Below are 14983 nucleotides of genomic sequence, written 5' to 3' on the forward strand. Positions count from 1 at the left end.
CCTCCATTCAATTGTACAAAACATATTATTTTTTATAATACTCCTATATGGCGTAAATAACAACTTAACTCGCTTATTATTCGTTACAAACGGACTATTTCATCCCCGTTTAATCTAACAAGCCTAAAAAAACACTCCCACTCAAAACCAGAAAGGACTGGTTGGATTGGGGGCGTAAACGTGCTCCAGCAGGCATACTCCTCCGGTTAGCTACACCAGCCACACGACCAACAAGTTGGTCATTCGGCTGCCTATGCTAATCCTCGGCGTATAACTGCCTGCTTCCGCACTCTATTTGAATGTTACGATTGTTGCGCCATTGCCGCCTGCGTTTGCTGGGGCGTATTCGTATTTTTTGACTTGGCGATTGCCTTTTAGGTAGTCCTGGACACCTTGGCGGATTGCACCGGTGCCTTTCCCATGGACGATTGTCACTTGTTGGTAGTTCGCTAACAAGGCCGCATCGACATATTGATCGACTTCAGCCATTGCTTCTTCGTAGCGTTTGCCCCGCAAATCAAGTTGGGCTTTAACATGCCGCGCTCCACCGCTGTTGACAGTTGTCACGTGTCGTTGAGGTCGATTATCCTCAACGACCTTTTGTTTCTCGAGGTCTTCATTAGCAATCTTCATCTTGATAATGCCCATTTGAACTTCCCAGTTCTTGGCATCGATTTGCCGGACTAATGTCCCACGTTGACCGTATGAAGTAACTAAAACATCATCGCCTTCTTTAAGGGTTTGACGTCGTTTTGCTCGTTGCAATACTTTATTTTTTTTCAAGGTTGTTTCTTGGTGCAATTGCCCTAATTCCGACCTCGCATCGATTAATTGATTTTCCTTAATCTGGGCGCCTTGATTCATCTGCATATCCCGCAACTTGGTGATCACTTTGTCTGCTTTAACTTCAGCTTTTTCGACGATTGCATTCGCTTTTTCTTTCGCCTTCGTCATTTCTGTTTCACGGTCTTCGAAGAATTGTTGATAAGCGTTGGATAACTGTTGATGTAAATCAGTGGCTTCTGATAATTCATGGCGCAAGGCTTGGTATTCCGTTTCGGCTGCCTTACGTTGATTTTCGAGATCGGTAATCATATTGTTTAAATCTTGGCTTTCATCGTTCATCAATTGTTTGGCTTGTTGGACGATTGTACTTGGTAAACCAAGTCGTGTTGAAATATCGAACGCATTACTACGACCAGGCACCCCAATTAATAAACGGTACGTTGGTTGTAAGGTAGCAACATCGAATTCCATGCTAGCATTAATCGTTTGTGGCCGATTGTAACCGTAAATTTTCAATTCTGGATAATGGGTTGAAGCAACGACATCAGCGCCAACAATCCCAATTTGATCCAAGATAGCGATGGCTAAAGCCGCCCCTTCTTGTGGATCAGTCCCTGCCCCCAATTCATCGAGCAAGACCAAACTACGATCATCGATATGTTGGAGAATCTGAATGATATTTTCCATGTGCGCTGAGAACGTACTCAAGTTCTGTTCAATTGATTGTTCATCACCAATATCAGCAAAAATATCCGAGAAGACGCCGACTTGGCTCTCTTCACGCGCAGTGATAAATAAACCAGATTGTGCCATCACTTGGACTAAGCCCAATGTTTTCAACGTGATGGTTTTCCCACCGGTATTGGGACCCGTAACAACGATGGCCTGATAATCCGCCCCAATCGCGATGTCATTAGCAACGACTTTAGCTGGGTCGATTAATGGGTGCCGTGCTTGTTTGAGTTCAACATGGTTTTCTAAATTAATCAGCGGTTCAGTGGCCTTCAACGCTTTAGCAAGTTGAGCCTTAGCATTGACAAAATCGAGTTGCCCCAATAATTCAGCGTTGGCTAAAATATTGTGGCGTTCTGGCATGATGGCTTCCGATAATTCCGCCAAAATCCGTTCAATTTCTTGTTGTTCTTCAATTTGTAATTGGCGCAAGCGGTTATTCAATTCCATGAGGGCTTGTGGTTCCATGAAAAGGGTCTGACCACTAGCACTCTGATCATGCACAACGCCGCCGAATTGGCCACGGTATTCTTGCTTAACAGGAATGACATAGCGGTCATTCCGAATCGTGACAATCGAATCACTCAGATATTTAGCTTTAGCACCGTGTGTATAACTTGCCATCCGCGATCTGATTTGGCCTTCCAATTGTTTTAAACTAGTCCGTAAGCCACGCAACTTGGTTGAAGCCGTGTCTAAAACGGCGCCATCATCAGCAACAGAACTTCTAATCTTTTCAGTTAGTTGCGGTAAAGTCACCAATTGGGCAACTAAGTCTGGCAACGCCTTTAAGGTTAATTCATCTTTTTCTAAGTCATCAAAGAAACGCACAACCGCAGAAGTCGCACGTAAAACTCGCCCAACTTGCGCGAGTTCGGTACCGTTTAAAGTCGCACCGATTTCGATTCGTTTCAGGTGCGGACGAATATTATCTAACTGTGGCAAAGGAATGCCACCTTTTAGCCGTTCAATATCGACCCCATCTTTGGTCTGGTCCAAGCGTTCTTGAATCAATTCCGCATCGTTGGAGGGGGTTAATTGTGTGATTTGTTCTTGACCAAACGCCGTGATGGCATGGCCTTGAAGCATTTGTTTAATTTTATCGTATTCTAGTGTTTGTAATATTTTATGATTCATTTAAGTTAGCTCCTTCTAAAAAAGGGGCGACTTCCGTCAGCCCCAACTGCACTATCCATTTTAGCCAGCAATCCACCAGCTCGTCACTTGAGAGGTGAGGACTGGTGTGTGTAAGACAATGACGCGCGCAACTGTCGAGTTTTCCAATGTCTTCTGTAAGCCATCGACTGGCACTAAAGCCAGCACGTAGAGGAGCAAAAAGAGCCCCACGTAAACGACCAAGAAACTCAAAAGTCCACCGGCTGCCTTGTTAAATTGCTTCAAACCTGGCATATAAGTCAATGAATTCAACAATAGTCCGATGAAGCGCACCAACAAGCCACCGATAAACATCACGAGGACAAAGGCGACGCCGATATAAAACGCATCATCGAGTGATAACCCGATACTCTTTTGGAAAAATGCAAAATAGCTGTCTTCAGTTGCCGATGGGTATGGCACCATTAAACTTAGCTTAGGCCCTAGTGTTTGGCTCATCGCTTTGGCAATCCAAAAGACGATAAAGTAGCCAATCGTGTAGACGGCTTGCATGATAACCCCCCGTCTGACCCCTGTGTAAATGGCATATAACAGCATTAAGATAATAATTAGACTTAACATGAGTTCCCCTTAGATACGCGTTTTGTGGCGCGGATGTGTGTATGATTGATTGGATAAAATATTCTGAAACGTGCTCCATAAGCCCTCTTCTTCCGGTTAGCTACGCCTCGCAAACAATCGACTTCGTCGCTTATTCACGAGTCTATACTAATCCTCAGAGTATGACCATCTGCAGTCGCACTCTAATTTTATTTGCTAGTTCAACTGAACTATTTTATCATGAAATAAGGGAAAGTGGCAATTTTACTCCGAATCTCTTCATTTGCCACTCATTAAGGAGCCAATCGTATGCAAGCAGTCATTAAAGTGACACCCTCACAATTAACTACTATTCAAAAAAATTATCCGACCAACCGTCAACTACCGCCGGGGGCCGTTTTTGCGCACCAAGCCAATGGACTAAGCATTACCGGCTATAAATCTGGCAAAGTACTTTTCCAAGGCGCTAGTGCCGAACAAGAAGCTGCTAAGTGGGGCACCGCTGCCCCTAGCAAAGCAAAATCTGCTAGCCGTACTAAGCCTAAAGCCGCCAAAGGCGATGTTTTACCAGCTGATTTTGCCAAATGGTCCGTTTTAGGCTCAGATGAAGTTGGTAACGGAAGCTACTTCGGTCCGCTGACCATCGCCGCCGTCTATGTCAGCCAAGAAAATCTGGCGTTCGTCAATAGCCTAGGCGTCGCGGATTCCAAAACGCTAACCGATGCACAAATCGATCAGATGGCAATCAAGATGATGGCTAAACTCCCCTATCACATCGTCAACATCATGCCACCGAAATACAATGAAGTACACGCCACAATGAACATCGAAAAAATGAAGGCCATCAGCCATAATTTCGCACTCCTCAAAGTCCTCCAAAAAATCCAACCCGAAAAACCCGCTGGCATCCTCATTGATCAATTCGAACCACGCGGCATTTACTACAACTATTTGAAGAATGAACCGGTTGTTTTACGCGAGAACGTTTATTTCTCAACCAAGGCGGAACAATTTCACCTCGCCGTTGCTGCCGCTTCAATCATTGCACGCCACCAAGCCAACCTATCAATGCTTGAACTGTCTAAAAAAGCGGGCCGCCAAATTCCGCTTGGCAATCATCAAGCAGTTAACCAAATCGCCGCAGATTTACTCGCACAAGGTGGCATCGATTACCTAGGCGAATTCGCTAAATTGCATTTTATTAACACGGAAAAAGCGAAAAAATTATTATAGAGTACGTTTAAAGCGGGTTGACTCTGAGCATTAGCACAGTGTTGTGAATGACCGACAAAGTCGGTCGTTTGCAATACGAAGCTAAGCACAAGAGTCAGCTTTAAAAAGCACGTTTCAACCCACACCTTCTCCACATAAAAAAAGGGTCCCGACTGCAATTTAATTAATTGCTATCGGGACCCTTTTTGAAATAGATAGTGATAACGTGCTTTCATCAACAACTTCCTGTGCTTTGCTACACTTATCAAATCGGCGATTGCATCGCCAATTCGCTAAGTTAGGCAAATGCTCAGAAGTTCCCCGTTGATGACGCACTTCTTTTCTTTAACGTGCTTTTCAAACCATACTTCTGCGGCTAGCATAGTCCTCAAAGTATAACCGGTTTGAACGCACTTATTTCATGTTGTCGTCTGCCAAAAATGTGTTTAGTACTTCTTCAACCATTTCCCATTCTTCGTCGTCTTCGATTGGGAATAGGTCACCTTTGCTGGCATCGCCTGCATCGTCTGATGTGAATGAGAAAGCTTGGATATCAACTTCTTCATCTTCTTCAGCGCTTGTTGGGTACAATAGCACGTATGATTTACCGTAATCTTCTGAATCAAATGTAAAGAGCACTTGGTATAATTCTTCGTTACCTTGGTCGTCGATTAGTGTAATTTGTTGTTCTTCATCTTGGTGGATGTTCTTGTTATCTTCAGTCATTCATCAAAACTCCTTAATTGTTTTATTTATTAGCCTTGTGTTAAGCGACCGTGCGCGTCCAAGTAGTTCTGCAAAATCATCACCGCAGCAAGCTTATCAATCACTTGCTTCCGTTTCTTACGTGACGTATCTGCTTGTTCCACTAACATGCGTTCAGCCTGAACCGTTGTTAGGCGTTCATCGATGTAATCAACCGGAATCTCTGGGAAAAGTTCACTCAGCATTGCCCCGTATTCTTGCGCTTTAAGCGCCCGTGGCCCAATCGAATTATTCATATTCTTGGGTAACCCCAAAACAAAACCAGTCACTTGATGTTCTGCAACCAATTCCTTGACGCGGTCTAACCCAAATTCTGATTCATCTTCATTGATGCGAATAATCTCGACCCCTTGAGCTGTCCAGCCCAATAGATCACTAATCGCAATGCCAACCGTTCTTGATCCTACATCAAATCCCATTAAGCGCATTATTTCGTCGTTTCCTTATCCAAATAATTTTTAACTAATTCCTCGATAATCTCATCACGTTCGTGCTTGCGAATTAAATTACGAGCATCATTATAGCGCGGAATGTATGCTGGATCACCGGACAACAGATAACCTACAATCTGATTAATTGGGTTGTAGCCCTTCTCTTCTAATGTCTGATAGACCGTCGTTAATGTTTCATGAACATTCTTGGGGCTGTTTTTACCAAAATCAAAATGGACTGTTTTATCTAGATTCATCTCTCAACACCTCAACTTTTCGCTACTTATACAACCATATTCTACTCGAAAACAGGACAAAGTACAACTCTCCCCTCTCTTAGCAGAATGCAGATGAGAGATAACTATAACACATTTCGCTAAATTGATTAACAAAAAGAACAAAAAAATAACGGGATTGCAATCAATAAAAAATTGACGACAATCCCGTTATAAGTTAAGCGTTCGCTAAAGCTGTTTTAGCAGCTACCAAAGCATCTGCGATCCCAGCTGGATTCTTCCCACCAGCTTGGGCCATGTCTGGACGGCCACCACCGCCACCACCAACGAGTGGTGCGATTTGTTTAATCAAATCACCGGCTTTAATCCCCGCTTTAATCGCATCAGGTGCGACCGCGACAATCAAGCTAACCTTATCTCCCGCAACTGTTGCGAGCACTAAGACATCTGAAATTTGTTTTTGTTGCCATTGATCCGCTAATTGTCGTAATTCGTTCATTCCGGCAACTTCTGCATCAGCAGCCACTAAGCGCCATTGACCAACTGTTTCGACATTTTCAAAAACATTGCCAGCTTGTTGTTGGGCAAATTTTGCTTTGAGTTGTTCGTTTTCTTTTTGTTCTGCTTTTAAGTCAGATTGTAATTGTTGAATCTTCTTAGGTAAATCCTTGGTTTGAGCAACTTTCAATTCACCAGCTAATTCATTTAATAAGGCTTGTTTGTCATTCAAATACTTGAAGGCTGCCTTTGAAGTCACGGCTTCAATCCGGCGCGTCCCGGCACCAATCCCAGATTCGCTCGTAATCTTGAATAGACCAAGATCAGCAGTGTTAGCAGCATGCGTCCCACCACAAAGTTCCATTGAGTAATCACCGATTTGAACCACTCGGACTGTCTTACCATATTTTTCGGTAAAGAGTGCGATGGCCCCCATTTGTTTAGCTGTTTCAATATCGGTTTCAACAGTATTCACAGGTAGTGCAGCCCAAATTTTTTCGTTCACAATTTTTTCCACAGTGGCTAATTGATCTGGTGTGACTTGACCGAGGTTCGTAAAATCAAACCGTAAGTAGTCAGGTTCAACCAATGAACCAGCTTGATGCGTATGTTCGCCTAAAACATCACGCAAGGCTTGATCCAATAAATGCGTTGCGGTGTGATTCTTAATGACGCCACCGCGGAAGGTTGGATCAACTGATAAGACATAGTGGACACCACTAATCATTTCTTCGAGCACTTCAACGGTGTGTAATGGTTGCCCGTTTGGTGCGTATTGCACGTCAGTCACTTTAGCGACTACTTGCCCAGCTAGGTTCTTAATGATCCCTTGATCAGCAACTTGGCCCCCCATTTCAGCATAGAATGGTGTTTGGTCGAAGATTAATTGCGCCGTACCACTCTTAATCGTTTGTTGTTCGGCATTATCTTGTAAGATGACGCTTAACTTACTTTCTGTTTCAAGCGTTGTATAACCAGTGAAGGTACTTTCCACTTTGATATCCATTAAAAGTTCGTTTTGCATCCCCATTGATTGTTCATCACTACGGGCATTACGTGCACGTGATTTTTGTTGTGCCATTTCACTTTCGAAACCAGCTTGATCAACCGTTAAGCCTTCATCTTCGGCATATTCAGTTGTCAATTCGATTGGGAAACCATACGTATCAAATAACCTGAAAGCATCTGCCCCAGCAATTTCACTTTGACCAGCAGCTTTGACACTGTCAATCGTTTGGTTCAATAAACGTAAACCATCATTCAAGGTTTCACGGAAACGATCTTCTTCAGAACGGATGACTTTTTCGATGAATTCTTTTTGTGCTAATACGTCTGGGTAATAGCTTTGCATGATTTCACCAACGATTGGTACTAACTTGTACATGAAAGCGTCGTTGATGCCGAGTTTCTTACCATTTAAGATGGCCCGACGAATTAAACGGCGGAGTACATAGCCGCGACCTTCATTGGCCGGCATTGCACCGTCACCAATTGCAAACGTCACAGCCCGCGCATGATCTGCGATAATCTTGAATGAAATATCATCAGCTGCATTTTGACCGTATTGTTTGTGGTCACTCATCTTAGCTGTCGCTTCGATCAATGGCATGAATAAATCTGTTTCAAAGTTGGTTGGGGATTCTTGAATCACTGAAACAAGTCGTTCGAGGCCCATCCCCGTATCAATGTTCTTGTGGGGTTGTTCAACATATTCGCCGTTTGGTAAATGGTTGAATTCTGAGAATACGATGTTCCAAACTTCCAGATAACGTTCGTTTTCGCCACCAGGATAGTTTTCAGGATCATCTTCGCTAACGTTGTTGAAGCTTTGACCACGATCGTAGAAAATTTCTGAATCGGGGCCACAGGGGCCTTCACCGATATCCCAGAAATTATCTTCAACTTCAATGATGTGTGATTCTGGCAAACCGACTTTTTCATGCCAAATCCGGTGCGCATCTTGATCTTTAGGATAAACCGTCACGTATAATTTTTCAGGATCGAAACCAATCCACTTGTCGCTGGTTAAGAATTCCCAAGCCCATGGAATCGCATCTTCTTTGAAATAGTCCCCGACAGAAAAGTTGCCGAGCATTTCGAAGAAAGTATGGTGACGAGCAGTCTTCCCAACATTTTCAATATCGTTGGTCCGAATACTCTTTTGTGCATTGGTAATCCGTGGATTATTAGGTACAACGCGACCATCGAAATACTTCTTTAGGGTCGCAACCCCTGAGTTAATCCATAATAATGTCGGATCATCATCTGGGACAAGCGATGCACTTGGTTCGACATCATGACCCTTTTCTTTAAAGAAATCTAAGAACATTTGGCGCACTTGCGCACTGGTTAGTTTTTTCATCATGTTTGCTCCTTCAAAAAAATAAAACACCGCTGCAATTTCAAGGACGCAAAAGCGCGGTACCACCTTGATTGCAACGATGTTAGTCGTTAACCTCTTTATGAGTTTATTGAATTGTTTGTGATGTTGGGGAGCACGTCAACCAATGGCGGCACCTTCTCTCAGTCTAGAAAGGCGTTCCTGTCTCCGTCAGTTCGTTGCGTATATCCCAACACTTCCAAAGTATAAAAAAGATTTGCTGAATTGTCAACTAATCCAAGGTAACGGTAATCGCAGGCCGATAGTAGCACTGAAGCGTCGGATTGCCCAATGCCGCCGTTTGAATCCCAGATTCATAGGCGGGTGCTTCAGGCAACCATTGTTCCAAACTATACCGTCCCCCTGTCACACAAGCACCACCCTTATAAACAAGTGGATCTTGAGTAAGTTCATAACCGTCAGCGGCTGTTGCTTGCAACCCAAATGGCATCTGCTGGCGCTGAGTCGGTCGTGGTAAGTGATTACCACTTAACCACAACGTCTTACTCCCTGCACCTTTAAGCCATTCATACTGATCAACACTCACCAGATCAAAACCGCGCCGCCGCAATGTCTGGCGTAGTTCACTTTCGTCACCATTAGTTTTTTCAAACACTTGGTAACAATCTGGTCGCCCACCCGCTTGTAAAATTAGGTGCGCACTTTCAAGTGTTTCAGCTGAATTTTGTTCCCGCCGCGCCCGAAACAAGGTATTTTGGATTTCCGCCAAAAACTGACGCCCAACTAGTTGGTTTCCATTAAAACGTCCTGTTGTCGTTTCATACTCGCCTTGGAGTACCCACTCACTTGAAATTGGTGTTTGTGCCACTAACATCGGTGCCATATTAACAATCCGATATTCTGATGTCATCTGATCAACGTATTGATTGACATCCGCTTGCGTCGCCCAAACGAGTCCTTGATCAACTAGTAACGTACGTTTAGTTTGTGCAAACCACTCACTCGGTGCTAAGTGGGCTGCCCCTGCTTGCCATCCCAACTGCACATTAGCTTGGCCGGGGATAAAAATAAACTGCTGCCCAGCTAGCCGGGCACTGTAAGTTTGAAATACTTGAGTGCCAATCGTTGCGGTCTCACTCTGAATCGCTTCAATTGGAATCAGCGGGCTAACAAAGTAGCGCAACACCTGGCCAAAATTAGCGCGCCGTGCTTCTTCGGATAACGATAACCAGTTCAGTAATTGTAAGTCATTTTCATGCATCACAGCCACCTCGATTATGAATTAACTAGCTATTTTGCTTCTTGTTTTGACGTTTCTTTTCACGTAATTCAAGTCGTTGTTCAATCCGGCGTTTCTTTTGTGCATCTTGTTTAATGGCTGCTTTAATCTTTTTCTTATAACCGGGTTTGCGTTTAAGTTTGGCCTTTTTGACCATCCCTTTCATGCCGACATCTAATTCATGCGTGGTAGCTACCCGTTTTTTACGACGGTTCCGATCATATGATGTGACCAATTCGCCATCTTTAAATGTCTTTGGTGTGAACTTGATACCCATTGCTTCAATTTGTGCAACGGCTTGTTCATCATCTGGACCATAAAGCGTAATCGCGGTTCCTTTAAGACCATTCCGACCAGTCCGACCAACCCGGTGAATGAAGAATTCTAAATCTTCACGTGGGACTTCAGCATTAATGACCATGCTAATCCCTTCGATATCAATACCGCGGGCCGCTAAATCAGTTGCCACAACATATTGATAGTCTAAGTTATGAATTTCTTTCATAATCCGTTTACGTTGGCGTGGTGGAATATCACCATGAATTTTAGCGACTTTCAAGCCTTGTGATTGTAAATAACGGTGGATGTCATCAACCTTGCTCTTCGTATTAGCGAAAACCAAGACCATGAAAGGATGGCCCATCGTCAATAATGAATAAATGGTTTGGTTGAGGGCTTTCCCCTTCGTTGGCACTAACCAGTTGTCGATTGTTGGGCTAATCACAGTTTCGTTTTTAACTTCTTCAATCACAGGATTGTGCATGTATTTTTGTAAGAAGGGTTGTAACTTATCAGGAATGGTTGCTGAGAAGACCATCATTTGTAAGTCTTCTGGCAAACGACTAGCGATGTCATCAACTGGCTTCAAAAAGCCCATGTCAAGTGTCATATCCGCTTCATCGATGACCAAGATCTTCGCTGTATAAATCTTAAGCGCCTTGCTCTTGATTAAATCTAAAATTCGACCAGGAGTCCCAATCACAATCTGTGGTTGATGTTGTTCGAGTTTTTCGATTTGGCGTTGCTTGTCAGTCCCACCAACATAACGACCAATCCGAATATCCCCCGTCATGTGTTGAGTGATTAATTCGGCAGCCGTATAGATTTGGTAAGCCAATTCGCGACTTGGGGCTGTGATGACGATTTGAACTTCGTCTTTTTCAGGCACCAGTTTATTTAAAAGGGGTAATAAGAACGCGTGGGTTTTCCCACTCCCCGTTTGTGATTGACCGATAACACTTTTACCAGCGTTGATGGCTGGAATCACACGCCGTTGAACCGCCGTGGGTTTTGTAAAGTGCATGTCGTCTAAAGCCGCAATGATTTCGGGTTTTAGATTAAATTGTGTAAATTGATTATCCATAAAGTCCTGCTTTCTATTGTTTGAATCCGGTAAATCTGGATCTGCGTCTATTCAGTGTACTGCGCGGCTAGCGCTGATAATTCTGCAATAATTATGTCGATTTCAGCTTGATCAGCTGCCTTAGCGCCACTAGCGAGTGGATGACCACCGCCATCATGTTGCTTCGCTAGTTCATTAATGATTGGGCCCTTTGAGCGGAAATGCACGCGGTAAGTGTCATCTGCTTGTTGCACGAAGATGACCCACGTTAATACCCCTTTCAAACGACCGGGTGTTCCAACAATCGAGTGTACTTGTTGCGGTTCAACATGTAACCGGTCCTGGGTTGCGCGATCAACCACTAAGTAGGCGACTTGTTGGTCGTTCACTTGAAGTTGATCGAATAAGTACCCTTGTAATTTGGCTTGTTCCAACGTGATTTCGTTCATCTTTTGATTGAGCTTATCATGGTGAATATCAAACGTCATCATTTGGGCGGCACATTCCATGGTATGTGGACTGGTTGAATTAAACATGAAGCGCCCCGTATCACCAACAATCCCGGCGTATAAAACACGCGCAGCTGCTTGATTGAATTGTAAGTGGCCTTCGCTGTTATTGACGATGTCAATAATGATTTCTGAGGTACTTGAGGCATCAGGTAACACCCAGTTTAAATCCCCATAAGGATCATCGTTGGGATGATGATCAATTTTGATTAATTCAGCGCCTAAGTTAAACGTCTCACCACTAATCCGAGGTGAGTTGGCTGTATCAGTCACAATCACTAATGCACCTTGATAAGCAGCCGGTTCAATTTCTTGAACGTTTGCGAGCCATGCCAAGTTACCGGTGTCGCTCCCGACTTGGTAAATCGTCTTATCTGGGTAGCTGTTACGCAGTACTTCAGCTAAGCCAACTTGTGAGCCAATCGCATCAGGATCAGGATTGACATGACGATGGATGATAATCGTATCGTAAGTTTCAATTTTAGCAATAATTTGTTCTGGAGTTGTCATTTATTAACCTCTTTCTAAGAGTTGACCAGTGACGAGGGCCTTAGCCACAATCACATGATTGGCGTAAACATCGACATCGATTTTAGCTGAACGCCGTCCAATTTCGAGCAAGCGTGGTAAAATCTGAATCTGCGTGTCGATTTGAATCAACCGTAAATAATGGAGGTTGATCTGTTCAATCATTGAATAGCGCTGATGTTGCGTCTGGAGCATTTGTTGACAAGCTGCCGAAACCGCTTCGGTCAGTACACCAAACGAAATTGTCCCTAAGTTATTCGTCATCTGGGGCGTCACTTCATATTCATATGCCGCCGTATAAAAGTCTGGGACAGTTTCACTAGGACGCAGTGGTTCGACAATCTGATCATAAAACGTCTCGGCGACTTGCGGTTGGCGTTGCGCCGTTTGCATGTTACTCATGACATCTTGCCGGGTAATTAACCCTTCTAGTTCTAAATTGTCCGCCACCACTGGCATCACTTCTAAACTATTCCAAGTCATTGAATGGCCGACACTGGCAACACTCATGTATTTTTTAACGCTCGCGGGTTCCTTGGTCATGACTTTATCCAAGGTCATCGTGGCCGGTTTATCTAAAATATCCTTCACCGTCACAATCCCAACGAGGCGCATATGTTCGTTGACGACTGGAAAACGCGATTGTTTTACCGCCGCACTCAATTGCTTGTAGTCGGCCACCGTTTGATTAGCATGTAACGTGTGGATTTCAGCAAGTGGGTGGTAGATATCAGCCACCGTTGTGATTTCTTTTTTAATCAATTGATCGGTCAACGCCCGATTAATCAATGCCGCCACCGAATAGGTATCGTAGGCAGTTTGCAAAATCGGTAAAGCCAAGTCGTTGGCCAATGCAATGACGTCCGCCGAAGTGCCAAAACCGCCGGTAATCAAAACAGCGGCCCCGTTTTCAAGTGCTAAACGTTGCACATCCGTCCGATCACCAACAATCATCAATGACTTTGGCGTAATGTAGCGCGTGATGGCATCGATTTGCATCGCGCCAATCACAAATTTGTCCAACAACTTGTCTAAACCAGCGCGGCCACCAAGGACCTCGCCGTCAATCACTTGAACGATTTCTTCAAAGGTCAGATTTTCAATCTTCCCCTTTAACTTCTGTTCAATGCGGATGGTACCGACCCGTTCAATTGTGCTGACCAGGCCGTTATTTTCTGCCGCTTTAATTGCGCGATAAGCCGTTCCTTCACTTACCGAGAGTGTTTTGGCAATTGAGCGCACCGAAATCTTGTCACCAATCGGTAAATTTTCGATGTACATTAAAATTTGATCATGCTTAGTTGCCACTCAACGCCACCACCCTTTATCAGATTTACATAGTTATTAATAGTATATCGGTTTTAGCGCACAAAAACAAAGGAAACTCAACTATTCACGCTCCCAATCGTATAACGGTAACGTGATGTTTTCAAATGTTTGCGGTGCCAAGTTAGTCACCGTAATCCCGAGCAAGCGCACGCCATCTTCTGCATGGCCGATGGTTTGCCAAATTTTCCAAGCGATCGCCTCGAGTTCAGCTGCCTTGCCGACATATTCGTTAAATGTTTTACGCTTAGTAATAGTTTCAAATTGGCGATTCCGCACTTTTAAAACAACTGTCAAACCGTGTTTTTGATTCTTGCGTAAACGCCGTTCAAGTTCAATCGCTAACTTCTTCAACTCAACTTGCACCTGCTCTTCACTGATTAGGGGTTGCCCGTAAGTATTCTCATTGCCAATTGATTTGCGTTCACGTTGGTAGGCGACCGGGCGATTATCGATGCCGCGCACGTGCCGATATAAGCCGTAGCCAAGCTTGCCGAAATTTTGCATCAGCATCATTTCTGATTGTTCAAGCAAGTCCGCCCCCGTTAAAATCCCGAGTTCTTGCATTCGCGGCGCCGTTTTCTTACCGACCCCACGGAATTTTTCAATTGGCAAGCGACTTAAAAAGGCAATCGCTTGTTCCGGCAAAACGAGTGTCCGCCCCGCTGGCTTGCGGTAATCCGATGCCATCTTTGCTAAAAATTTATTGTACGAAATCCCCGCCGAGCTGACGAGTTGGGTTTCTTTAAGGATTTCTTTTTGAATGTAGGCGACCACATCAATTGTGTGTGCCAAGCCGAGTTTATTTTCCGTGACATCAAGGTACGCTTCATCAAAAGCAATCGGTTCAATCTTATCGGTTACCGTATGAAAAATCGTGTGAATCTGTTCCGAGACCGATTGATAAAGCGGAAAATTGGGCGCCTTAAAAACGGCTTGGTGATTCGGAATCAGTTCAGCTGCTTTTTGCGCACTCATCGCCGAGTGCACACCGTATTGTCGGGCAACATAGTTCGCGGTCGTCACGACCCCTTTGCCACCAGTATCACTCGGATTACGGGCAATCACGAGGGGCTTTTGGCGTAAGTCGGGCTGTTCACGCTCTTCAATCGATGCGTAAAACGCGTCCATATCAATGTGAATAATTTTGCGACTCGTATCATTTTCTAATGGAATCTTGAACAGCTCTGCCATGTTACCCCTCCTTAATTTTTTCAACATGCTTTTTCAGGCACATTGTTCCGCTTTTGACGCACTTCTTTCTTTAACGTGCTTTTAATTC

Annotated in this window: 12 protein-coding genes; 1 reads left to right on the top strand and 11 read right to left on the bottom strand. The window is 44.2% G+C overall.

What is annotated here, in order from left to right; all coding sequences use genetic code 11:
* Positions 1–291: 291 nt before the first annotated feature.
* Both ACF1X7_RS02905 and ACF1X7_RS02910 read right to left on the bottom strand, forming a co-directional pair.
* The gene (locus ACF1X7_RS02905) at positions 292–2655 is read right to left on the bottom strand and encodes an endonuclease MutS2 (RefSeq protein ID WP_039099248.1); all 2364 of its coding nucleotides are present in this window, start codon (positions 2653–2655) and stop codon (positions 292–294) included.
* 60 nt (positions 2656–2715) lie between these two features.
* Positions 2716–3255, bottom strand: coding sequence for a CvpA family protein (locus ACF1X7_RS02910; protein WP_064776915.1), 540 nt, complete (start codon positions 3253–3255; stop codon positions 2716–2718).
* A gap of 288 nt (positions 3256–3543) precedes the next feature.
* On the opposite strand from ACF1X7_RS02910, the gene rnhC reads away from it, so the two are divergent.
* Positions 3544–4467: a ribonuclease HIII gene (gene rnhC, locus ACF1X7_RS02915; protein ID WP_064776914.1), complete on the top strand. Its 924-nt coding sequence runs from the start codon at positions 3544–3546 to the stop codon at positions 4465–4467.
* A 393-nt stretch (positions 4468–4860) separates the two neighbouring features.
* On the opposite strand, the gene ACF1X7_RS02920 is transcribed toward rnhC, so the two are convergent.
* The 9 genes from ACF1X7_RS02920 to dinB form a co-directional block, all read right to left on the bottom strand.
* On the bottom strand, positions 4861–5172 hold the full coding sequence (locus tag ACF1X7_RS02920; RefSeq protein WP_004265101.1) for a DUF1292 domain-containing protein: 312 nt from the start codon (positions 5170–5172) through the stop codon (positions 4861–4863).
* A gap of 29 nt (positions 5173–5201) precedes the next feature.
* Positions 5202–5639, bottom strand: coding sequence for a Holliday junction resolvase RuvX (gene ruvX, locus ACF1X7_RS02925; RefSeq protein WP_004265055.1), 438 nt, complete (start codon positions 5637–5639; stop codon positions 5202–5204).
* A complete protein-coding gene (locus tag ACF1X7_RS02930; RefSeq protein ID WP_039099245.1) occupies positions 5639–5899 on the bottom strand; it encodes an IreB family regulatory phosphoprotein in 261 nt (86 codons plus the stop codon). Before ACF1X7_RS02930 ends, ruvX begins: the two co-directional genes overlap by 1 nt.
* A 196-nt stretch (positions 5900–6095) precedes the next feature.
* Positions 6096–8738, bottom strand: a complete 2643-nt coding sequence (alaS, locus tag ACF1X7_RS02935; protein WP_064776913.1) for an alanine--tRNA ligase — start codon at positions 8736–8738, stop codon at positions 6096–6098.
* A 250-nt stretch (positions 8739–8988) separates the two neighbouring features.
* The gene (locus tag ACF1X7_RS02940; RefSeq protein WP_235601705.1) at positions 8989–9978 is read right to left on the bottom strand and encodes a hypothetical protein; all 990 of its coding nucleotides are present in this window, start codon (positions 9976–9978) and stop codon (positions 8989–8991) included.
* Positions 9979–10003: 25 nt separating this feature from the next.
* A complete protein-coding gene (locus ACF1X7_RS02945; protein WP_004265041.1) occupies positions 10004–11359 on the bottom strand; it encodes a DEAD/DEAH box helicase in 1356 nt (451 codons plus the stop codon).
* A gap of 47 nt (positions 11360–11406) precedes the next feature.
* Positions 11407–12357, bottom strand: coding sequence for a DHH family phosphoesterase (locus ACF1X7_RS02950; RefSeq protein WP_039099241.1), 951 nt, complete (start codon positions 12355–12357; stop codon positions 11407–11409).
* Positions 12358–12360: 3 nt separating this feature from the next.
* Positions 12361–13683: a DRTGG domain-containing protein gene (locus tag ACF1X7_RS02955; RefSeq protein ID WP_039099239.1), complete on the bottom strand. Its 1323-nt coding sequence runs from the start codon at positions 13681–13683 to the stop codon at positions 12361–12363.
* An 81-nt stretch (positions 13684–13764) separates the two neighbouring features.
* Positions 13765–14895, bottom strand: coding sequence for a DNA polymerase IV (dinB, locus tag ACF1X7_RS02960; RefSeq protein WP_039099238.1), 1131 nt, complete (start codon positions 14893–14895; stop codon positions 13765–13767).
* Positions 14896–14983: the final 88 nt, after the last annotated feature.

This window comes from Latilactobacillus sp. VITA-14, assembly GCF_046580785.1.
Lineage (GTDB): Bacteria > Bacillota > Bacilli > Lactobacillales > Lactobacillaceae > Latilactobacillus > Latilactobacillus curvatus.